Consider the following 21,754-nt stretch of genomic DNA (forward strand, 5'->3'; position numbering starts at 1 on the left):
GAGTGTCAGTCGACATATGAACTGACTGATACTCCGCCTTCGCGAGCAAGCCCGCTCCCACATTTGGTTTTGTGGTGCTACTTAATAAAAAGGATCAAGCCATGCGCGCACTGGCTGCATTGAGTCGTTTTGTCGGCAACACCTTCGCCTACTGGGTACTGATTTTCGCTGTCGTGGCGTTTCTGCAGCCGGCATGGTTCCTCGGCCTCAAAGGCGCCATCGTGCCCCTGCTGGGGCTGGTGATGTTCGGTATGGGCCTGACCCTCAAACTCGAAGACTTCGCCGAAGTCGCTCGCCATCCATGGCGCGTGGCCCTGGGCGTGGTTGCACATTTCGTGATCATGCCGGGCGTGGCGTGGTTGCTCTGCCAGGCATTTCACTTGCCGCCGGAAATTGCCGTCGGCGTGATTCTGGTCGGTTGCTGCCCAAGCGGCACCTCGTCGAACGTGATGACCTGGCTGGCCCGCGGCGACCTGGCGCTGTCAGTGGCCATCGCCGCCGTCACCACCCTCCTCGCCCCGCTGCTGACGCCGGCGCTGATCTGGCTGCTGGCCTCGGCCTGGTTGCCGGTGTCGTTCATGGAGCTGTTCTGGTCGATCCTGCAAGTGGTGCTGTTGCCGATCGTGCTGGGCGTGGTTGCCCAACGGGTGCTCGGCGACAAGGTTCGCCACGCCGTGGACGTGTTGCCGCTGGTCTCGGTAGTGAGCATCGTGATCATCGTCACCGCCGTGGTTGCCGCCAGCCAGGCGAAGATTGCCGAATCCGGCCTGTTGATCATGGCCGTGGTCATGCTGCACAACAGCTTCGGCTACCTGCTGGGGTACTTCACCGGGCGCCTGTTCAAGCTCCCTTTGGCCCAGCGCAAGTCCCTGGCCCTGGAAGTTGGCATGCAGAACTCCGGATTGGGCGCGGCCCTGGCCAGCGCGCACTTCTCGCCACTGGCGGCGGTGCCCAGCGCGCTGTTCAGCGTCTGGCACAACATTTCCGGGGCATTGCTTTCGACGTATTTCCGTCGCATGAGCGAGAAACAGGATCGGGAAATGGCGGCCCAGCAAGTCAGCGACTGATTCGAAACTTGATCCCCAGGTTAATGCTGGGCACTATATTGCGCATCGCGAGGACGACCTCGCGGCTCGATCGAGTCATTAATCAGGGGACGACCCCGTCAGACGATGGAGGTCTTCATGTCCTGGATCATTCTGTTTTTCGCCGGCCTGTTCGAAGTGGGCTGGGCCGTCGGCCTCAAGTACACCGACGGCTTCACCCGCCCGCTCCCCACTGTCTTGACCGTTGCGGCCATGGCGATCAGCCTTGGCCTGCTCGGCCTTGCCATGAAGGAATTGCCGCTGGGTACGGCCTATGCGATCTGGACCGGTGTCGGCGCCGTTGGCACGGTGATCGCCGGGATCATTCTGTTCGGCGAGTCCATGGCGCTGGTGCGGTTGGCGAGTGTGGCGTTGATCATTTTCGGGCTCGTTGGCCTGAAGGTCAGCGCTTAGGCCGCTGACGCCATCGCTGGCAAGCCAGCTCCTACAGGTTTCGTGCACTCCCACACATGTGGAGTACACCATCAATTCCTGTGGGAGCGGGCTTGCTCGCGAAGAGGCCAGCACAGCCTCCGGCTATCTGACTGCCCCGCGCAACTCCCCCACCAACGCCTGCAACTTCGCCGGCTCCGCCACCTCAACCGCCACCGCCGGCCCCGCCACCAGGGTCACCCGCGACCACAACCGGCGAAACAGCCCCTTGCCCGGATCGCGACTGAAGAAACTCCCCCACAACCCTTGCAAGGCCAGCGGGATCACCGGCACCGGCGTCTCTTCGAGAATCCGCGTCAAGCCGCCCTTGAACTCATTCATCTCGCCATCGGCGGTCAACTTACCCTCGGGGAAGATGCACACCAGCTCACCCTCCTTCAGATACCGGGCAATGCGTGTGAAGGCCTTTTCGTAGATCTGGATATCTTCATGACGCCCCGCGATAGGAATCGTCCCCGCGGTACGGAAGATGAAGTTCAGCACCGGCAGATTGTAGATCTTGTAATACATCACAAAGCGAATCGGCCTACGCACCGCGCCGCCAATCAGCAAGGCGTCGACGAACGATACGTGGTTGCACACCAGCAGCGCCGCGCCTTCATCGGGGATCAGATCCAGGTTGCGGTGCTCGACGCGGTACATGGAATGGCTGAGCAGCCAGATCATGAAACGCATGGTGAACTCGGGGACGATCTTGAAGATGTAGGCGTTGACGCCGATGTTCAGCAACGACACCACCAGGAACAGCTGCGGGATCGACAGCTTGGCCACGCTCAGCAAGACGATCGAGACAATCGCCGATACCACCATGAACAACGCGTTGAGGATGTTGTTGGCGGCAATCACCCGCGCCCGTTCGTTCTCCGCGGTTCGTGACTGGATCAGCGCGTACAGCGGCACGATGTAGAAACCGCCGAAGACGCCCAGGCCGAGGATGTCGAACAACACCAGCCAGGTATGGCCGAAACCGAGAATCTCAATCCAGCCATGGCCGGCGGCGCTGTCCGGAATACCGCCGGAATGCCACCACAGCAGCAGGCCGAAAACGGTCAGGCCAAACGAGCCGAACGGCACCAGGCCAATCTCGACCTTGCGTCCGGAGAGCTTCTCGCAAAGCATCGAACCCAACGCGATGCCGACCGAGAACACCGTCAGAATCAGCGTCACCACGGTTTCGTCGCCGTGCATCCATTCCTTGGCATAGGCCGGGATCTGCGTCAGGTAAATCGCCCCGACAAACCAGAACCACGAGTTGCCGACAATCGAGCGCGACACCGCCGGCGTTTGCCCCAGGCCCAGTTTCAACGTGGCCCAGGACTGGCTGAAGATGTTCCAGTTCAGGCGCATTTGCGGCGTGGCGGCCGCTGCGCGAGGAATGCTGCGGCTGGCCAGGTAGCCGAGTACGGCAATGCCGATGATTGCCGTGGACACCACCGGCGCGTAATGCGCCGAAGACATCATGACCCCGGCGCCAATGGTGCCGGCGAGGATCGCCAGGAACGTGCCCATTTCCACCAGGCCGTTGCCGCCCACCAGCTCATCCTCATGCAGGGCTTGCGGCATGATCGAGTACTTCACCGGCCCGAACAGCGCCGAATGGGTGCCCATGGCGAACAGCGCCACCAGCATCAACGACAGGTGATCGAACATGAAACCGACGGCGCCGATCGCCATGATGGCGATTTCCCCCAGCTTGATCAGGCGGATCAACGCGTCCTTGGCGAACTTTTCCCCGAATTGCCCGGCCAGCGCCGAGAACAGGAAAAACGGCAGGATGAACAGCAGCGCGCACAGGTTGACCCAGATCGAGCGGTCACCTTCGATGCTCAGCTTGTACAGAATGGCGAGGATCAACGACTGCTTGAATACGTTGTCGTTGAACGCCCCGAGGGACTGGGTGATGAAGAACGGCAGGAAGCGCCGGGTGCGCAGCAAGGTGAACTGTGAGGGGTGACTCATCTTCCATGTTTCCCTGAATGAGGTAACGAGTGGCCGGGATTCCTTTATTGGAATATCAAAAATCGATCCAGGCCACACATTACCCAATCTTTGCCGGTTATTTCTTCAATCCGGCAATGCACGGCGAGACAAACAGCTCACCACGCCAGGCGCCCAGCACCGTGCGCTTGCCGACAATCAGCCACATCGCGGCCAGCAACGCCACCAGCACGCAGCCAAACACGCTGAAAAACGTCAGGTTCAAGGTACTGGCCAGTTTCAACGTCGCCAGGGAATAGACGCCCAACGGGAAGGTGAAGCCCCACCAGCCGAGGTTGAAGGGAATGCCGGCACGCAGGTAGCGCCCGGTGATCAGCAGCGCCATCAGCATCCACCACAGGCCGAAGCCCCATAGGGTGATGCCGGCCACCAGGCCCAATCCAGCGGCAATCTCACCGACTCCCGGCATACCGTTGGCCGCGAAAATGAGCGGTGCATCGCCGCCGAGCACCAGCATGCCCAATGCACCTGTGCCGATCGGGCCAAGAGCCAGCCAGCTTGAGGCGGCCATGTTTTCGTGGGGCAGCTTATGCAGGGCCATGCGCAACAAGAGAATGGTCAGGATGCTGAAAGCCACCGGCAGGGAAAAGGCCCAGAGCACGTAGCTGGTCACCAGCACCACCAGTTGCGAGTGGGCGTCGGCCAGGTGCGGCGCCAGCAAACCACCGCTGGCTGCCGCGACTTCTGCCGCGACCACCGGCAACAGCCAGACGGCGGTCATCTGGTCGATGCTGTGCTCCTGACGGGTGAACATCATGTAGGGAATCAGCACGCCGCAGGCCAGCGACATGGCCACATCCAGCCACCACAACATCTCGGCGATGTGGATCATACCGTCGCCCCAGCGCGGCAGACCGAACACCAGGAAGCCGTTGATGATGGTCGCCAGGCCCATGGGGATGGTGCCGAAAAACATCGAGACCGTGGAGTGGCCGAAGATCCGTCGTGCCTCGTCGAAAAACAGCAGCCAACGCGCCGCGTACAGCGCCGTAAACAGCAGAAACAGGACGATGTTGAACAGCCAAAGGGCTTCGGCGAACGCGTGCAACGCGGGCATGGCGACCGGCAATTGTGCCAGCGCCAACGCCAGCACGCCGGTGCCCATGGTGGCCGCGAACCAGTTGGGGGTGAACTGGCGGATCACCTCGCGGGGATGCTGCAAGTGACTGAAAGGTTTGATTCCGGGCTTGATGCTATTGGCGCATGTCATGGCGAACTCCTGTCCTCTCGTGAGGTGGAGCCCATGTTAGATCCGAATCGAATATCTATATAACGGGTAATATCTCTATATCTTATCGATATCACCTATATAGAGTCAGACACTGCCTTCCGATTCGACCACCAATATCCGCGCCGGCCCTACAGGATGCGCCACATGCTCGGTGCCCACCGAGGCATAAAAAATGTCGCCGACCTCCAGCAAGACATCCCGCTCCACCCCCAATTCGCGATAACGCATCTGCACCTGGCCATCCAGTACGACAAACACTTCTTCGCCATCGTTTGTGTGCCATTTGTAGGGTTGATCGGTCCAGTGCAGCCGCGTGGTGATGCCGTTCATGTTGGCGATGTCCAGCGCGGCCCAGGCACGCTCGCCCGTGAACGACTTACTGCGGATGATCTTCATGGTCCGGTCCTTCGATTGAGCAGAGTGAGCGCCAAGGCTAACTCAATTTTACAAGTTGGCCTCGCAGGCCCTGGCCGAACGTGATCGCAATAAACTCGCCATTGCGCTGAGGGCCAGCACAATCAATACCGCGCCATAACCATCGGTCGTTGCCACCAGACCAAAATTCCGCGCCAGATTGCCGGCCAGCAGTGCCGGCAGGCAGAACGCCAGGTAACTGAGCACGTAATACGCCGACATCAGACCCGCGCGCTCATGGGGCAAAGCCAGCGGCACCAGACTGCGCACCGCCCCGAGGAAACCGGCGCCGAAGCCGCAACCGGCGACCAGCGTGCCGAGGAAAAACAACGGCAAACTGGCGCTATGCACGCCCAGTAAAATCAGGACGACTCCCACCGGCAGCGCACAGGCGCCCAGTTGCAGCGCCTTGGTCGCAGCCTGATTGCGCAGCGTGTAAATCATCAGGGCACCGGTCACCGTCAATGCGGCGACGGTCGCCCCGCCAATCAGGTTCGACGTTGAACCGGTCGCCGTGCGCACCAATGAAGGTGCCAGCGACGCGTAAAATCCGCCCAGCGCCCAAGTCGCCGTGTTGAGCGGCAACACCCGCCATAACGTCACCCGCGCCTGGACCGGCACATGCAGGGTGGGTCGCAATGATGCCCAGGCCCCAGACTGGCGCGTGACGCTCTCCGGTAGACGCCAGACCCATATGGCCTGCATCGCGAACAGCACAAGTAACAACCAATAGGTCAAGTGCAACGGCGCCGGAGCAAACTCGGCCAGCAAACCACAGCCCAGTCCACCCAGGGCCATGCCGAGCAACGGCGCGACGCTATTGACCAACGGCCCTTGCTGTCGGTCGGTGTCGAGCAGCGTTGCACTCAAGACCGCAGTCGCCATGCCCGTCGCGAAGCCTTGCAGTACCCGGGCACTGATCAACCAGGCGACGCTATCGGCGTAGATAAACAGCAGCATCGCCAGGATGTTCAGCACCACCGCGGTAAAAATCACCGGCTTGCGCCCCAGGTAATCCGACAGCGAGCCGACCGTCAGCAACGCGGCCAGCAGGCTGAGGGCGTATACGGCGAAAATCAGGGTCAGCATCGCTGCCGAAAACTGCATCTGCTCCTGGTACAGGTGATACAGCGGCGTCGGCGCAGTGGAGGCGGCGAGGAAACTGAGCAGCGTAATCGCCAGAAACCACAGGCTGGCACGGTTTGAATGAGAACTGGACATGGGCACACTCCGCAAAAGCTAACTTTTTGCTTTTGCGGAGTGTGCTGCTGGATTTCTCTTAAAGCAAATTCTTTGTGTTAAGGTCCAAAGCATGGCTTTTACAGGAATCACAGGATGACAGCTCCGACCTTACGCCCAGGCGGGCGCAGTGCGCGGGTACAAGAGTCGATTCATGCGGCCGTGCGCCAGCTCCTCGAGGAGCAGGACCGCGCCAGCGTGACCGTGCCGCAAATCGCTGCGCGCGCGGGCGTCACGCCGTCAACCATCTATCGACGCTGGGGTGATGTGTCGGCGCTGCTGGCCGACGTCGCCCTCGCCCGCATGCAGCCCGACAACCAGCCGATCAATACCGGTAGCCTGCACGGCGATATTCGGGCCTGGGCGGAACAGTACCTGGACGAAATGAGCTCCGAGCCTGGCCGCAACATGCTGTACGACGTGCAGGCGGCGTTGAAGCCGAGTTACTGCGCGACCATCATTGGCGGGCAGTTGCAGACAATCCTCGACCGTTATCCCAACGAACCCGTACGGGGTGTCGATCGAATGATCAACCTGATCGCGGCGCCCATCGTGTTCCGCATCCTGTTTTCCGAGGCGCCGCTTGAGGTTGAAGAGCTGCATCGGTTGATCGAGATTGCATTGAGTCAGTAATACCGCCATTCGCGAGCAAGCCCGCTCCCACATTCGACTGTGTTCCTACAGATAAACACGGTCGAATGTGGGAGCGGGCTTGCTCGCGAAAGGTCCCTCCCAAACACTGAAGATCCATCTGACATCTCCCTGCGACACCCCGCCACGCCACGACCTTGGTCGACACTGACTAACGCTGGCGGTCGTGCGAGACTGTCTGTCCGGGCGGGAGGCTCGGATGTCTTTTGTCTGGAGTCCCCATGTCGCTGTCCACCGGGCTGATCGCCGCCGTCGCCCTGGCCTATATGGCCATCATGTTCGCCATCGCCTTCTATGGCGACCGTCGCAGTGCGCCCTTGCCGCCGCGAGTGCGAGCCTGGGTGTACAGCCTGTCGCTGGCGGTCTATTGCACCAGCTGGACCTTCTTCGGCGCCGTGGGCCAGGCCGCCGAACAGCTCTGGTCGTTTCTGCCGATCTACCTCGGGCCGATCCTGTTGCTGGTTGGCGCACCGTGGGTCCTGCAAAAAATGGTGATGATCAGTAAACAGGAGAACATCACCTCGATCGCCGACTTCATCGCCGCACGCTATGGCAAATCCCAGTCACTGGCGGTGGTGGTGGCGCTGATCTGCCTGGTCGGCGTGCTGCCCTATATCGCATTGCAGCTCAAAGGCATCGTGCTCGGCGTGAACCTGCTGATCGGCGCCGGCGCCGACGCCATGGGCACCCGCGCCCAGGACACCGCGCTGATCGTGTCGCTGGTGCTGGCGCTGTTCACCATTGTCTTCGGTACCCGCAACCTCGACGCCACGGAGCACCACCGTGGCATGGTGCTGGCGATTGCCTTCGAATCACTGGTCAAACTGTTCGCGTTTCTCGCCGTCGGCGCTTTCGTGACCTACGGCCTGTACGACGGTTTCGACGACCTGTTCGACCAGGCCATGCTGGCGCCGCGGCTCGAACAGTACTGGAAGGAAACCATCAACTGGCCGTCGATGGTGGTACAGACCGGTGTGGCGATGATGGCGATCATTTGCTTGCCGCGGCAGTTCCACGTGACCGTTGTCGAGAACATCGATCCCCAGGATCTGCGCCTGGCCAAATGGGTTTTCCCGGCCTACCTCGCCCTCGCGGCATTGTTTGTCGTGCCGATCGCCCTGGCCGGCCAGATGCTGCTGCCCAGTTCGGTGTTGCCTGACTCGTTCGTCATCAGCCTGCCCCTGGCCCAGGCGCATCCGGCGCTGGCCCTGCTGGCGTTTATCGGTGGCGCATCGGCGGCCACCGGCATGGTGATCGTGGCCAGCGTGGCGCTGTCGACCATGGTCTCCAACGATATGCTGTTGCCCTGGTTGCTGCGTCGCAACAACGCCGAGCGCCCGTTCGAAGTGTTCCGCCAGTGGATGCTGTCGGTGCGCCGCGTCAGCATCGTGGTCATTCTGCTGCTGGCCTATGTCAGCTATCGCCTGCTGGGCTCGACCGCCAGCCTGGCGACCATCGGCCAGATTGCCTTCGCCGCCGTGACCCAACTGGCCCCCGCCATGCTCGGGGCGCTGTACTGGAAGCAGGCCAACCGTCGCGGCGTTTTCGCAGGCCTCGCCGCGGGCACGTTCCTGTGGTTCTACACCTTGATCCTGCCGATTGCCGCCCTGAGCCTCGGCCTGTCCTTGAGCACATTCCCGGGCCTGGCCTGGCTGCACAGCAATCCACTGAACCTGCCGATCACCCCGCTGACCCAAGGCGTGGTGCTGTCGCTGGCCGGCAACTTCACGCTGTTCGCCTGGGTCTCGGTGCTGTCGCGTACCCGGGTTTCCGAGCACTGGCAGGCGGGCCGCTTCATCGGCCAGGAAATCAGTGCCCGCCCCAGCGCACGCTCGATGCTTTCAGTGCAGATCGACGACCTGCTGCAACTGGCAGCGCGCTTCGTCGGCGAAGAACGCGCCCGTCAAAGCTTCATCCGCTTTGCCTATCGCCAGGGCAAAGGCTTCAATCCGAACCAGAACGCCGACAGTGAATGGATCGCCCATACCGAACGCTTGCTGGCCGGTGTGCTCGGTGCCTCTTCAACCCGCGCGGTGGTAAAAGCCGCCATTGAAGGCCGAGAGATGCAACTGGAGGACGTCGTGCGCATCGCCGACGAAGCCTCGGAGGTGTTGCAGTTCAACCGTGCCTTGCTGCAAGGCGCCATCGAGAACATCACCCAGGGCATCAGCGTGGTCGACCAGTCGCTGAAACTGGTGGCCTGGAACCGTCGCTATCTGGATTTGTTCAACTACCCGGATGGCCTGATCAGAGTCGGCCGGCCCATCGCCGACATCATTCGCCACAATGCCGAGCGCGGCCTGTGCGGTCCCGGCGAAGCCGAAGTGCACGTTGCGCGCCGCCTGCACTGGATGCGCCAGGGCCGCGCACATACCTCCGAGCGCCTGTTCCCCAATGGCCGGGTGATCGAGCTGATCGGCAACCCGATGCCGGGCGGTGGCTTCGTCATGAGTTTCACCGACATTACCGCCTTCCGCGAAGCCGAGCAGGCGCTGACCGAGGCCAACGAAGGCCTGGAGCAACGGGTCACCGAACGCACCCACGAATTGTCGCAGCTCAACGTCGCCCTGACTGAAGCCAAGGGCACTGCCGAGGCGGCCAACCAGTCCAAGACCCGTTTCCTCGCGGCCGTCAGCCATGACTTGATGCAACCTTTGAATGCGGCGCGGCTGTTCTCCGCCGCCCTCTCCCATCAGGACGATGGTTTGTCCGGCGAAGCGCAGAAACTGGTCGGGCACCTGGACAGCTCGCTGCGCTCTGCCGAGGATTTGATCAGCGACCTGCTGGACATTTCCCGCCTGGAGAACGGCAAGATCAACCCGAATCGCCAGCCGTTCGCGATCAACGAACTGTTCGACACCCTCGGCACCGAGTTCAAGGTGTTGGCGCAAGAACAAAAACTGGAGTTCCGCGTGCGTGGCAGCGCGCTGCGGGTCGACAGCGACGTCAAACTGCTGCGACGGATTTTGCAGAACTTCCTGACCAATGCTTTCCGCTACGGCAAAGGGCCGGTGCTACTGGGGGTTCGCCGGCACAAGGAACAACTGAGCCTGGAAGTCTGGGATCGCGGGCCGGGTATTCCGGAAGATAAACAGCAGGTGATTTTCGAAGAGTTCAAGCGCCTCGACAGCCACCAGACACGGGCCGAAAAAGGCCTCGGCCTGGGACTGGCTATTGCCGACGGACTTTGTCGCGTGCTCGGTCATACCTTGCGTGTACGCTCCTGGCCGGGGCGCGGTAGTGTATTCAGCGTCAGCGTGCCGCTGGCCCGGGCGCAAACAGCAGCGCCGGTCAAAGTCGCCGAGCTCAATGGCAAATTGCTCAATGGCGCGCAGGTGCTGTGTATCGACAACGAGGACAGCATCCTGATCGGCATGAACAGCCTGCTCAGCCGCTGGGGTTGCCAGGTCTGGACCGCGCGCAATCGCGAGGAATGTGCCGCATTGCTTGGCGAAGGCATGCGCCCACAATTGGCGCTGGTGGATTACCACCTCGATCATGGCGAGACTGGAACCGATTTGATGGCCTGGTTGCGCACGCAAATGGGCGAGCCGGTTCCCGGGGTGGTGATCAGCGCCGATGGCCGGCCGGAGACGGTTGACCTGGTGCACGCCGCGGGGCTGGACTATTTGGCCAAACCGGTGAAACCGGCGGCGTTGCGGGCGTTGTTGAGCCGATATTTGCCGTTGTAACGCAGCCTCCTGTGGCGAGGGGGCTTGCCCCCGTTCGGCTGCGCAGCAGTCGTCACATCGACAACGTGCTCTACCTGAAGAGACTCGTTGAATGATTTGGGGCCGCTGCGCGACCCAACGGGGGCAAGCCCCCTCGCCACAGGGTCCGCGCTACTCCGGCAACTCGACCAACCCATCCACATCGGTCATCGCCCGCTCCAGCAAGTCCGCCGGCAGGCTCTTGCTCGCCCGCGCGCCCAGCAGCTTGAGTTGTTCACTGCGACTGACCAGGTTGCCACGGCCCTCTGTCAGCTTGTTGCGTGCCGAGCTGTAGGCCTTGTCCAGTTGCTGCAGGCGATTGCCGACCTCGTCCAGATCCTGAATGAACAGCACGAACTTGTCGTACAGCCACCCGGCCCGCTCGGCGATTTCCCGGGCATTCTGGCTCTGGCGCTCCTGCTTCCACAGGCTGTCGATGACGCGCAGGGTCGCCAACAACGTGGTGGGGCTGACAATCACGATGTTGCGGTCGAATGCCTCCTGGAACAGCGTCGGTTCAGCCTGCAACGCGGCAGAAAACGCTGCCTCGATCGGCACGAAAAGCAACACGAAATCCAGGCTGTGCAAACCATCGAGGCGTTTGTAATCCTTGCCCGCCAGGCCCTTGACGTGATTGCGCAACGACAGCACGTGCTGCTTGATGGCGATCTGGCCGATGGCCTCGTCCTCAGCCGCCACGTACTGCTGATAGGCCGTCAGGCTGACCTTGGAATCGACCACCACCTGCTTGTCACCCGGCAGGTAAATGATCACGTCCGGCTGGAAGCGTTCGCCATCGGGCCCCTTGAGATTGACCTGAGTCTGGTATTCGCGGCCCTTCTCCAGCCCCGCATGCTCAAGCACGCGCTCAAGAATCAGTTCGCCCCAATTGCCCTGGGTCTTCTGCCCTTTCAAGGCACGGGTCAGGTTGGTGGCTTCATCGCTCAAGCGCAAATTCAGCTGTTGCAGGCGCTCCAGCTCCTTGGCCAGGGAGAAACGTTCGCGAGCCTCGTTTTGATAGCTTTCCTCGACACGTTTTTCGAAGGACTGGATGCGTTCCTTGAGTGGATCGAGCAACTGCCCCAGGCGCTGCTGACTGGTTTCGGCAAAACGCTGCTCGCGCTCATCGAAAATTTTCCCCGCCAGCTCGGCAAACTGCGCGCGCAACTCGTCCCGCGAACCTTGCAGGTCGTTGAGTCTCTGCTGATGACTGTCCTGTTGCTCGCGCAATTCGGCGTTGAGCGAGGCGGCCTGGGCATCCAGGCGGCGCAGTTCGGCTTCTTTGCCGGCGCGTTCGATATTCCAGGCATGGGCGGCGTCCCGGGCGTCGTCGCGCTCGATCTGCAACAGTTCGACTTCACGACGCAGCGCAGCCAGATCAGCCTGTTTGGCGGCGTTGGCCTGGGTCAGGTCAGCGATTTCGTCGCGGCTGGATTCGAGCTGTGCGTTCAATCCGTCCTGCGCCAGTTGCGCCGTGGCCAGGCGCTCTTGCAGCAGCGCGACATCGGCTTGCGTGCTGCTGGCCCGACGCTGAAGTTGCCAGGCCAACACCAGCAGAGGCAACGCAGCCGCTGCCAGACCCAGCAATACGCTGGTCAAGTCCATTGCCATAGCCACTCCTGCCATTCGGATAAAGCCTGAAGGTTAACCAAGGCGTCCGGTCTTGGACAGCTCAGTCTTCGATCAGCCCCAGTTCCTGTTGAGCACGGCGATCGCCTGCCCGGGCGGCCTGACGCAGCAGGTCCTGGCCGATCCGGCGGTCCCGGGCATTCCCGCATTCGCGACACATCAACTGGCCAAGGCGGCTTTGCGCAGCCACCACGCCTTCACGGGCCGGTTGCTTGAGCAGGCGTCCAGCGATGTGTTTGACGTTACGGTTTTCACCCAGATGCGGACTGTCCAACAGCCACTCCGCCACGCGCATGGAAAAGCGCTTGGTAGGGGCAACAGAAGGCGGTGTGGAGGAAGAGGAAACGGGGGCTGAGCGAAACTTCATAAAGCACTGTGGGGCAGATCGGAAGGCGCGCAACTTTACTCTCTTTTTCTTACAGGTAAAGCTGAAAATATCTCGGCACGCCCGTCCTAGAGCAAGCGCTCGGGACAATCCACAGAAGCTGTGGATAACTCAGTGGACAACCGCCCCTGAACTCGCTCAAAGCCCTGTGGAATGGGGCTCGCAGTCAAACTGACGATTTTTTCACCAGTAAAAAAAAGCGATGTTTTTCATTGACTTAAATTTTGGTTACAGGCAGCCACTGAGCTTGAACGGGAGATGACAGCAGGGTGACAGGCTCTGCAACTAATGTGCACAAGTGCCTTCCCGGCGGTTATATCGATGCGCTTTTTCGGCGCATTTTTTGCTCTGCCTGGGGATAAACGCTGGCAAAGCCGGCATTTAGACCGATGCGCGGCTGAAAATCTCCATGACCAATGGTCGGATTCAGACCGGACACAGGGGCAAATCAATCCGTTTTGGAAATCTTTTCGCTAGCACACTTCCATTCGCCAGTTCAATCCGTTAGTATCCGCGGCGTTAGTACCAAGCTGAAAGTCAATTCTGGTCGAACAAATCCCCCCGGGTCAGCCTTCCCAACGGAAGCCTCCACCGAACAAGCGGGATCGACCACCTCGATGGTTTCCAGGTAAATCTTGCGCCGACACAACCTTTGAATCGAAAACAAAGGCTGTTGCTCCGCCTGCCTACTCTGCTCGAACCAACCTGCAAATTGATCAGGATCTTCACCCCGGGCCCAGAACCTTTGCCCTTGATGTGTTGCCTGCCCTCCTAAGTACCTACCTGCCAGCCCAAGCGCGCCAACTTATCAGCGCTTCAAACTGGCTGCTTTGTTCCAGTCGGGTTCTTCGTACGATCAATGGTGATCGACGTTACTGGAACGTTTTAACGTTGCACGGTTCTTATCCGTGTCATTTGTAGGAACACCCAATAATGTCTACTCAAATCCACACTCAGGATGCCATTCGCACCCTAACCAACGCTTTTGCACCAATGAACTGCCTGATCATGGCCGCTCGCAAAGGCTGCTTCAGCTTCACCCTGGTCAACGAACACGGCATCGCTCGTCACAGCGAACGCCTGTACCCCGATCAATACTCCAGCGCCGAGCCGCTGCAGGCCGTGATCGAGCGTACCCGTCAGGCACTGGTTGCCTGAGACGCCAGAAAGGCTGAAAAACCAAAAGCCCCGCCCGAAAAGCGGGGCTTTTTATTGCCCGATGTTTCCCTTTCCTCGAATCACGACTAAGCACGATCCGATATAACGGTTATAACTGGTCGCTGGAAATATTTTAAAAACAGTCCTTTACAGCGCGAATATGACACTACACTTCAACTCAAGCGGCTTGACCCGCTTGCGGCGAGCCTGAGTCGATTCACAGCTGCCAAGCCCCCCTTTCAGGTATCGCCGTCCAATTCAGGTTTTTCGAGGGTTATATGGGTATCGCTGCCAGCGAACTGTGCCGCTACGTGATTCGTCCGACATTGATCTACCTCGGACGCCATAGCGCTACTGCCGAATCCCTGCTGCTGGGCATTGCCGCCAGCCAGTCGGCCCTTGGTTCCGCCCTGCATGACCGCCGTGGGCACGGCCTGTACCGCATCGCCGAGCCCCGCCACCAGGCCCTTTGGGACCATTACCTGGCCCTTGATCCGGAACGTGCGAGCCTGGTCCGCGGCCTGGCCAGCCAGCATGCGTTTCTCAGCGGCCCGCACCTCGAATTGACCGTCAACCTGCGTTACGCCACAGCCATCGCCTGGCTGCTGGTTGAAGAACAGAACACCCCCCTCCCCGCTCCGGATGATTTGTTGGGCATGGCCAGAATCTGGCGCCAGACATTTCAGCCACAGGGGCGTCTGCGTGATTTCACTTGCGCCTGGCAAACCTGTGTTTCACCGCTGAATCAGGTAGCCTGCTGACACTTCTGGATCCAAAGATCGCGCAACACGCAGCGATTCTGGTCGGATTGTCCTACAAAACCGCTCTAACTCAAGCCATACAGCCTATGGCGCTGGGACGAAAATGTTGGTAATTTTCGCCCCGGTGATCACCAGGAGTTCTAATAATGAAAAAAGTAATGCTCAAATCCACCATTAGCCTCGCCGTTGCCATGGCATCCACCCAGATCTTTGCAGCTGGCTTTGCCATCAACGAACACAGCATCAGCGGGATGGGGACTGGGTACGCCGGGCGATCTTCTTCTGCCGATGACGCAAGTACTGTTTATGGCAACCCTGCCGGCATGTCGCGCATCAAGCGCGAACAGGTTACCGGTGGCGTTGCATTCCTCGATGCAAAAACCGATATCAGCCACGCCAGCTCCAGCCCTAACAGCGGTAGCAACGATGGCGACATGGTGCCCTTCACCACCGTACCTATGGGCTTCTACGTCAAGCCAATCGACGAGCATTGGGCATTCGGTGTAGGCGTGTACGTGCCATTCGGCCTGATTACCGACTACGAAAACGGCTTTGCCGGTCGCTATTTCGGCAGCAAGTCCGAAGTGCAAATCGTCACCCTGCAGCCAACCGTCAGCTACGCCTTCAACGACAAGGTGTCGATCGGTTTCGGCCCGACCATCAACCGCATCGATGGCACGCTGGAATCCAACCTGTCGATCACTCAGGCGGCGCCGGACGGCAAGGTCAAGATCAAGGGTGATGACACCGCGCTGGGCTACAACATCGGCGTGCTGGTGCAAGCGACCGATACCACCCGCCTGGGTCTGACTTACCACTCGAAAGTCGACTACAAGCTCGAAGGCGATACCAAGGTCAACTACGGCGTGCTGGGCGCAATCGGTCTGGGTGCCAACCAGAAGTACGATGCATCGCTGAAGATCACCACGCCTGAATCCGTGGACTTCTCGGTCACCCAGGTGCTGAACGACAAGTGGACCGCTTACGCGGGTACCACCTGGACCCGCTGGAGCCAGCTGGAAAAAATCACCGTCAAGAACGATGGCGTACAACCGGTGCTGGCTGGTCAGTTCGGTGAAATTACCGAAGAGCAAAACTGGCACGACACCTGGGCTTACGCCATTGGTACTTCCTACCAGCTGAACAAGGAATGGGTCCTGCGTACCGGTCTGTCTTTCGATCAGTCGCCGACCAACAACGTCGACCGCTCGCCACGCATCCCTACTGGCGACCGGACCATCTTCAGCATCGGTGCCGGCTGGAGCCCGACCGAAGACCTGACCATCGACGTCGCCTACTCGTACCTGAAGGAAGAGTCGGTCAATATCAGAAACGAAAACGATCGTGGCCAGACCTACGATTCCAAGTATGAAAACTCGGCAAACGGTTTCGGTGTTGGCGCAACCTACCGCTTCTGATGCTGCATGGCGGGGTTGACCCCTCGCCCACAAAAAAGCCCCGTTCGGGTGACCGACACGGGGCTTTTTTGTGGCTTTCGATCAGGGTTTCAGCGGCGCGGAAGCAATGGCCTTTTCCACTGCGGCCAGAAACTCGGGGTCGTTCGGTTTGGTCAGGCTGGAAAAGCTGGCTATCACGTTACCCTGGCGGTCGATCACATACTTGTAGAAATTCCACTTCGGTGCGCTGCTCTGCCTGGCCAGTACCTGAAACAGATGGGTGGCGCCGTCGCCACGTACCTTCTGCGGCTCAGACATGGTGAACGTCACACCATAGTTGGCATAGCAGACTTTCGCGGTCTCGGCGCTGTCCCTGGACTCCTGCTTGAAGTCGTTGGACGGCACACCCAACATTTCCAGGCCTTGCCCCTTGTAGCGCTGATTGAGCGCTTCAAGGCCCTCGAACTGCGGCGCGAAACCGCAGAAGCTCGCGGTGTTGATCACCACCAGCGGTTTGTCGGCATAACGCTGGCACAGGTCGATGGACTCCTTGGCCCGCAGTTTCGGCAGCGAGCCCTGCAGCACCTCAGGGCAATCTGCGGCCCAGGTCAGTCCTGACAACGCCATCAGCAACGCGGGAACGGCACACCAGCGTTTGAGCATCTCGAGCATCCTTGAACAATCGTCAAAGCTCGACGTTACTCGCCATCCCCGCATGCTAGCAAGCCTGCTGCTAGCAGATGCTCATGCCCAACTGCATAAGCGCCAACCCGCCCTGATGCCAGCCCCACCACGCCAGGGCGAGCAGCAACGCGCCGACGGCAAGCACCGTGATTCGTGGCCAAAGACTGTTCATGTCGCACTCAATTGTGTTTGCAGGCGCGCCACCGGCCGTTCACGCACTGGCCAGTTCAGGGCGGCAGCCATCAGGCTCAGCAGAATCGCGACCTGCCAGATCAAGTCATAGCTGCCGGTACGGTCGTACACCACGCCACCCAGCCAGCCGCCCAGGAACGAACCGAGCTGGTGAAACAGGAAAACTATCCCACCGAGCATGGACAGGTTTCGTACACCAAACAAGGTCGCCACCGTACCGTTGGTCAATGGCACCGTCGACAGCCACAGGAAGCCCATCGCCATGCCGAACAGATAAGCCGTGGTGGTCGTCACCGGCGCCCACAGGAACAACGCAATGACCACCGCCCGCAGCAAGTACAGACCGGTAAGCAAACGCGGCTTGGACATGCGCCCGCCGAGCCATCCAGCCGTATAAGTGCCGAAGATATTGAACAGGCCGATCAGCGCCAGCACCGTGGTGCCGACCGTCGCCGGAAGGTGTTGATCCACCAGATAGGCCGGCAGGTGCACGCCGATGAACACCACCTGGAATCCGCACACAAAAAAGCCGAACGCCAGCAGCCAGAATCCGGAGTGGGAACAGGCTTCACGCAGGGCTTCGCCAAGGGTTTGTTCGTGACCCAGGACGGGCAGCGGCTTGTCCTTGAGCATGCTCACCAGCGGCACGATCAACGCCACCAGCAAACCCAGCGCCATCAGCGCCGCGGACCAGCCAAGCCATCCGATCAGACCGAGCGTGCCGGGCAGCATCGCGAACTGGCCGAACGAACCGGCCGCACTGGCGATCCCCATGCCCATGCTGCGTTTTTCCGCCGGTACTGCGCGGCCGACCACCCCCAGAATCACCGAGAACGAGGTACCGGACAGTCCGATGCCGATCAGCAGGCCGGCGCTCAGGGACAGGGTCACCGCCGAGTCGGAGAGCCCCATGCAAATCAGTCCGACTGCGTACAGGACGCCACCGATCAGCACCACTTTCGCCGCGCCGAAGCGGTCAGCCAGGGCGCCGGTAAACGGCTGGGCGAGGCCCCAGATCAGGTTCTGCAAGGCGATGGCGAAGGCAAAGACTTCACGACCCCAGCCGAACTCGGCGCTCATTGGCGCCAGAAACAGCCCGAAGCCATGTCGAACCCCAAGAGACAACGCAAGGATCAGCGCACTCCCCAACAGAACCCAGCCGCATGTACGCCACATCGATGTCATTGTTGTACTCCGGTAGCGGGTATATACCCGCGTATAATTGGAAAAACCGGCGTCATGCCAGTTCGTCCAGCAACTTCAATAAGATTTCGCGCTTCTCGACACCCAGGCGATCGATCAAGCGCTGCTGAGCGGCTTCCCAGGCCGGCAAGGCAGCCTTCAGGCGCTCCGCCCCGGCCTCGGTCAGCAGGACGATGCGATTACGCATGTCCTCACCCTCGACCAGCGTCACCAGGCCTTCACCCTCCAGCACCCGCAAATTGCGCCCAAGAGTGCTGCGATCCAGCCCCATGGCCTCGGCCAGGGTCGAGATGCTCGGCTGATCCAGACGCTGCAGATTGCACAGCAAAGAATACTGCGCAACGTTGATCCCGAAGCCATCGAGAGCGCCGTCGTAATGCCTGCTGACGCCACGGGCGGCGCGACGCAGGTTGATGCATAAACATTGGGAATCGAGCATGGTGCGTGTATATACCCGCGAGTCGGTTAAATCAAGTTACATGAGGGTTAGCAGTGTTCTGCAGAAAGTCTTCGCGAGCAAGCCCGCTCCCACAATTGACCGCGTTCTAATGTGGGAGCGGGCTTGCTCGCGAAGAGGCCAGCACATTCACCACCACCCTCAAGCCAACGCCAAACCAACCAGCACCCCGACCTCGATCAACTCCAGCATCGCCCCTGCCGTATCCCCCGTCGTGCCGCCCAGGCGCCGCAGCATCACCTGCCGCAACCAGGCAAATCCAAGAACGGCCAGCACCACCGCCAACACGCCACTCAAACCGGCGATCAACACACAAGCCAGTGCACTGACCGCCAACACCTGCCTGCCCACCGAGCGCGGAAGATGATCGGCCAATGCCTGACCCAACCCACCCGCACGCACATAGGGTGTAGTCAGGAACAAACCGAGCAAGGCGCCGCGACCGATCAACGGCACGATGACCAAGGCAAGCGAGTGCTGTTGCTCGATCAGCGCCAGCAGCGCGGTGAACTTGAGCAACAACACCAGCACCAGCGTCACCACGGCGATCGGCCCGCTGCGCGGGTCTTTCATGATGGTCAGCGTGCGCTCGCGGTCGCCAAAACCGCCGAGCCAGGCATCGGCGCTGTCCGCCAGGCCATCGAGATGCAAGCCGCCGCTGAGCAGTACCCAGACACTCAGCAGCAACGCCGCGTGCAACAACGTTGGCGTACCCAGCAGCAGCCAGTTGCATGCCCACAGAATGGCGCCAAAGAGCAATCCCACCAGCGGATAAAACAGCAGTGACCGCCCCAGCTCCCGAGGCTCAGGCATACCAGGCAGGCGAATCGGCAGGCTGCTGAGAAATTGCAGGGCGATCCAGAATGGCAGCATGGTCAGGACACTTCCTTCAACAAGCCAGCGGGCTCCAGCGTCAGCGAAAACAGTGCGCCATGCCCGACCTCAACGTTGAGCAGTTGCTCTCGCGGCAGCCCCCGGGCTTGCGCCAGCAACAGACGCATCACACCACCATGGCTGATCAGCAGAATGCGCTCACCGGCACAGGTCGCATGCAACCGCTCCAGTGCTGCCAGCACCCGCGCCGAAAAGTCTACAACCGGCTCCCCCTGAGGCGGCGTGAACGAATAAGGATCGGCCCAGAACAAACCCAGAGCCTGCGCGTCGGTTTCCATCAAGGCCGCCGCGCTCTGTCCTTCCCAGGCGCCGAAATGCAACTCTTGCAGGTCTTTGTCCAGTTGTACCGGCACACCCGATTGCGCACCGAGCTCCTCGGCAAACCGCGCACAACGCTGCAAGGGTGAACTGACCAGCCGATCCCACGGCCCCTGTCCGACCACGGCGGCGCGCATCTGCGCCCAGCCCGTGTCGGTCAACGCATCATCGATACTGCCGCGCAGGCCGCCACCGAGTTCGGTTTCACCGTGACGCAACAGGTCCAGGCGCAAGGTCATGCCGGACGATCTGCCACGGCGGCTTCGGCGAAGGTCGCCATCTGCCCGTGCAGGTCGCACGCCAGGCGCAGCAGCGGTACCGCCAATGCCGCGCCACTGCCTTCGCCAAGCCGCAGGCCGAGGTCGAGCAACGGCTGCGCGTTCAGGGTTTCCAGCACATGACGATGCCCCGGCTCGGCGCCGCGATGACCGAACAACAGCCACTGACGACACTCAGGATTCAAGCGCACCGCCACCAGCGCCGCGACGCTGCAAATGAAGCCGTCCACCAGCACCGCGACACCTTCCTGGGCACAGGCAAGATAGGCACCGACCAGCGCGGCGATCTCGAAACCGCCGAGGTTGAACAGGGTCTGCAAGGCATCGCCACGCTGCGCGCCATGCAAGGCCAGGGCGCGCTCGATGACCTGGGCTTTGTGGCTGACTCCTTCGGCGTTGAGTCCGGTGCCAGGTCCGGTCAAATGGCCCACCGGGCAATCGAGCAGCGCACACGCCAGGGCGCTGGCGGCGGTGGTGTTGCCGATGCCCATTTCGCCACCGATAAACAACTGCGCCCCGCTGGCAATTGCCCGCTGCACGCTGTCACGGCCGGCCTGCAAGGCGAGTTGCCCCTGGGCCTCGGTCATGGCCGATCCCTGGACAAAATTCGCCGTGCCCGGGCCAACGTTCAAGTGACGCACGCCCCGCAGATTCAGCGACGGCGTGACCGTGCCGAGATCGACCACCTCAAGGGAAGCGCCCAGTTGCCGCGCCAGCACACTGATCGCTGCGCCTCCGCTGACGAAGTTGTGCAGCATCTGCCCGGTGACTTCCTGGGGAAACGCCGACACGCCCTCCGCGACGACACCATGGTCGCCGGCAAAAATCGCGATCCACACCTGCTCCAGACTCGGCTTGACCCGCCCCTGCAATCCCGCCAGTTGCACCGCCACCGCTTCCAGCTGGCCGAGGGAACCGGCCGGCTTGGTCAGTTGCTGCTGCCGCGCCCGGGCCTGTTCGAGCGTTTGGGTATCGACCGGCTTGCACGGGTTCAGCCACCAGGATTGAGTCATAACGCAGTTCCTTTCAAGGTCAGGGGCAGGCCGGCGACGGTCAGGACGACACGCTGACAACGCTCGGCCAGAGCTTGATGCAGCCACCCGGCTGCATCGACATAGCGGCGAGTCAATTCGCCCAGCGGCACGACACCCATTCCGGTTTCGTTGCTGACAAAAATGATTTCACCCGGCAGCGACGCCAGGCAGTCCAGCAAGGCATCACGTTCGGCTTGCAAGCGCTCGGCATCGTCGAGCATCAGCAGATTGGTCAGCCACAGGGTCAGGCAATCCACCAGCAGGCAGTGGTCGGCACGGGCGTTTTCACGCAGTACGCGGGCCAGTTCCAGTGGTTCTTCGATCAGTGCCCATTCGGCAGGGCGACGGGCGCGGTGATGAGCGACCCGCTCGTTCATTTCTCCATCCAGTGGCTGGCTGGTGGCGATGTAGGTCACGGCCAGCGCGCTGTCGATGGCGAGCTTTTCAGCCAGGCGACTCTTGCCGGAGCGGGCGCCGCCGAGAATCAGTTGGAGCATGGTTACATCCTTTCAAATGAGCGGTGTGGCCAGTTCAGTCTTCGCGAGCAAGCCCGCACATTAGAACGCGGTCAACTGTGGGAGCG

The 21,754-nt window shown here is 60.9% G+C and carries 21 protein-coding genes; 7 read left to right on the forward strand and 14 right to left on the reverse strand.

What is annotated here, in order from left to right; genetic code table 11:
• Positions 1-101 precede the first annotated feature (101 nt).
• Positions 102-1,067 (forward strand): bile acid:sodium symporter family protein, encoded by a 966-nt coding sequence (locus KGA88_RS18345; RefSeq protein ID WP_007977600.1) that lies wholly within the window; start codon positions 102-104, stop codon positions 1,065-1,067.
• A gap of 117 nt (positions 1,068-1,184) precedes the next feature.
• Complete coding sequence (gene sugE / locus KGA88_RS18350; RefSeq protein WP_110660101.1) at positions 1,185-1,499, forward strand: quaternary ammonium compound efflux SMR transporter SugE; 315 nt, start codon at positions 1,185-1,187, stop codon at positions 1,497-1,499.
• A gap of 123 nt (positions 1,500-1,622) precedes the next feature.
• Here the strand turns inward: sugE and KGA88_RS18355 are convergent, their stop codons facing one another.
• The 4 genes from KGA88_RS18355 to KGA88_RS18370 form a co-directional block, all read right to left on the reverse strand.
• On the reverse strand, positions 1,623-3,497 hold the full coding sequence (locus tag KGA88_RS18355) for an MFS transporter (RefSeq protein WP_110660102.1): 1,875 nt from the start codon (positions 3,495-3,497) through the stop codon (positions 1,623-1,625).
• Between the two features lie 97 nt (positions 3,498-3,594).
• Positions 3,595-4,746: a TDT family transporter gene (locus KGA88_RS18360; RefSeq protein WP_223593322.1), complete on the reverse strand. Its 1,152-nt coding sequence runs from the start codon at positions 4,744-4,746 to the stop codon at positions 3,595-3,597.
• Positions 4,747-4,851: 105 nt separating this feature from the next.
• Entirely contained in the window at positions 4,852-5,163 is a 312-nt protein-coding gene (locus KGA88_RS18365; RefSeq protein WP_110660104.1) for a cupin domain-containing protein, read from the reverse strand.
• Between the two features lie 48 nt (positions 5,164-5,211).
• The gene (locus tag KGA88_RS18370; RefSeq protein ID WP_223593324.1) at positions 5,212-6,402 is read right to left on the reverse strand and encodes an MFS transporter; all 1,191 of its coding nucleotides are present in this window, start codon (positions 6,400-6,402) and stop codon (positions 5,212-5,214) included.
• 114 nt (positions 6,403-6,516) lie between these two features.
• Here KGA88_RS18370 and KGA88_RS18375 point away from each other — a divergent pair, with 114 nt between their 5' ends.
• Together KGA88_RS18375 and KGA88_RS18380 are read left to right on the forward strand one after the other, a co-directional pair.
• The gene (locus KGA88_RS18375; protein ID WP_110660106.1) at positions 6,517-7,053 is read left to right on the forward strand and encodes a TetR/AcrR family transcriptional regulator; all 537 of its coding nucleotides are present in this window, start codon (positions 6,517-6,519) and stop codon (positions 7,051-7,053) included.
• A gap of 239 nt (positions 7,054-7,292) precedes the next feature.
• On the forward strand, positions 7,293-10,763 hold the full coding sequence (locus KGA88_RS18380; RefSeq protein WP_110660107.1) for a PAS domain-containing hybrid sensor histidine kinase/response regulator: 3,471 nt from the start codon (positions 7,293-7,295) through the stop codon (positions 10,761-10,763).
• Between the two features lie 150 nt (positions 10,764-10,913).
• On the opposite strand, the gene rmuC is transcribed toward KGA88_RS18380, so the two are convergent.
• The gene (gene rmuC, locus KGA88_RS18385; RefSeq protein WP_223593367.1) at positions 10,914-12,278 is read right to left on the reverse strand and encodes a DNA recombination protein RmuC; all 1,365 of its coding nucleotides are present in this window, start codon (positions 12,276-12,278) and stop codon (positions 10,914-10,916) included.
• Between the two features lie 175 nt (positions 12,279-12,453).
• Positions 12,454-12,777 (reverse strand): sel1 repeat family protein, encoded by a 324-nt coding sequence (locus tag KGA88_RS18390; RefSeq protein ID WP_110660957.1) that lies wholly within the window; start codon positions 12,775-12,777, stop codon positions 12,454-12,456.
• A gap of 951 nt (positions 12,778-13,728) precedes the next feature.
• On the opposite strand from KGA88_RS18390, the gene KGA88_RS18395 reads away from it, so the two are divergent.
• From KGA88_RS18395 to KGA88_RS18405, 3 genes are all read left to right on the forward strand, one after another.
• Positions 13,729-13,953, forward strand: coding sequence for a hypothetical protein (locus KGA88_RS18395; RefSeq protein WP_007898912.1), 225 nt, complete (start codon positions 13,729-13,731; stop codon positions 13,951-13,953).
• 278 nt (positions 13,954-14,231) lie between these two features.
• Positions 14,232-14,714 carry a hypothetical protein gene (locus KGA88_RS18400; protein ID WP_007984504.1) on the forward strand — a complete coding sequence of 161 codons (483 nt, stop codon included), beginning with the start codon at positions 14,232-14,234 and terminating at the stop codon, positions 14,712-14,714.
• Positions 14,715-14,860: 146 nt separating this feature from the next.
• Complete coding sequence (locus KGA88_RS18405; RefSeq protein ID WP_110660958.1) at positions 14,861-16,132, forward strand: OmpP1/FadL family transporter; 1,272 nt, start codon at positions 14,861-14,863, stop codon at positions 16,130-16,132.
• Between the two features lie 81 nt (positions 16,133-16,213).
• Here the strand turns inward: KGA88_RS18405 and KGA88_RS18410 are convergent, their stop codons facing one another.
• From KGA88_RS18410 to cobU, 8 genes are all read right to left on the reverse strand, one after another.
• Entirely contained in the window at positions 16,214-16,774 is a 561-nt protein-coding gene (locus KGA88_RS18410) for a glutathione peroxidase (protein WP_223593326.1), read from the reverse strand.
• A gap of 70 nt (positions 16,775-16,844) precedes the next feature.
• A complete protein-coding gene (locus KGA88_RS31445; protein WP_263296180.1) occupies positions 16,845-16,967 on the reverse strand; it encodes a hypothetical protein in 123 nt (40 codons plus the stop codon).
• Positions 16,964-18,172, reverse strand: coding sequence for an MFS transporter (locus KGA88_RS18415; RefSeq protein WP_223593336.1), 1,209 nt, complete (start codon positions 18,170-18,172; stop codon positions 16,964-16,966). Before KGA88_RS18415 ends, KGA88_RS31445 begins: the two co-directional genes overlap by 4 nt.
• A 52-nt stretch (positions 18,173-18,224) precedes the next feature.
• A complete protein-coding gene (locus KGA88_RS18420) occupies positions 18,225-18,629 on the reverse strand; it encodes a MarR family winged helix-turn-helix transcriptional regulator (RefSeq protein WP_110660961.1) in 405 nt (134 codons plus the stop codon).
• A gap of 159 nt (positions 18,630-18,788) precedes the next feature.
• Positions 18,789-19,520: an adenosylcobinamide-GDP ribazoletransferase gene (locus KGA88_RS18425; protein ID WP_223593338.1), complete on the reverse strand. Its 732-nt coding sequence runs from the start codon at positions 19,518-19,520 to the stop codon at positions 18,789-18,791.
• A 2-nt stretch (positions 19,521-19,522) separates the two neighbouring features.
• Positions 19,523-20,098: an alpha-ribazole phosphatase family protein gene (gene cobC, locus KGA88_RS18430; protein WP_223593340.1), complete on the reverse strand. Its 576-nt coding sequence runs from the start codon at positions 20,096-20,098 to the stop codon at positions 19,523-19,525.
• Positions 20,095-21,150 carry a nicotinate-nucleotide--dimethylbenzimidazole phosphoribosyltransferase gene (gene cobT / locus KGA88_RS18435; protein WP_223593343.1) on the reverse strand — a complete coding sequence of 352 codons (1,056 nt, stop codon included), beginning with the start codon at positions 21,148-21,150 and terminating at the stop codon, positions 20,095-20,097. The genes cobC and cobT overlap by 4 nt, the downstream gene beginning before the upstream one ends.
• Positions 21,147-21,668 (reverse strand): bifunctional adenosylcobinamide kinase/adenosylcobinamide-phosphate guanylyltransferase, encoded by a 522-nt coding sequence (cobU, locus tag KGA88_RS18440; RefSeq protein WP_110661458.1) that lies wholly within the window; start codon positions 21,666-21,668, stop codon positions 21,147-21,149. Before cobU ends, cobT begins: the two co-directional genes overlap by 4 nt.
• Positions 21,669-21,754: the final 86 nt, after the last annotated feature.

Origin of the sequence: Pseudomonas sp. A-R-19 (genome assembly GCF_019956575.1) — a bacterium.
Lineage (GTDB): Bacteria > Pseudomonadota > Gammaproteobacteria > Pseudomonadales > Pseudomonadaceae > Aquipseudomonas.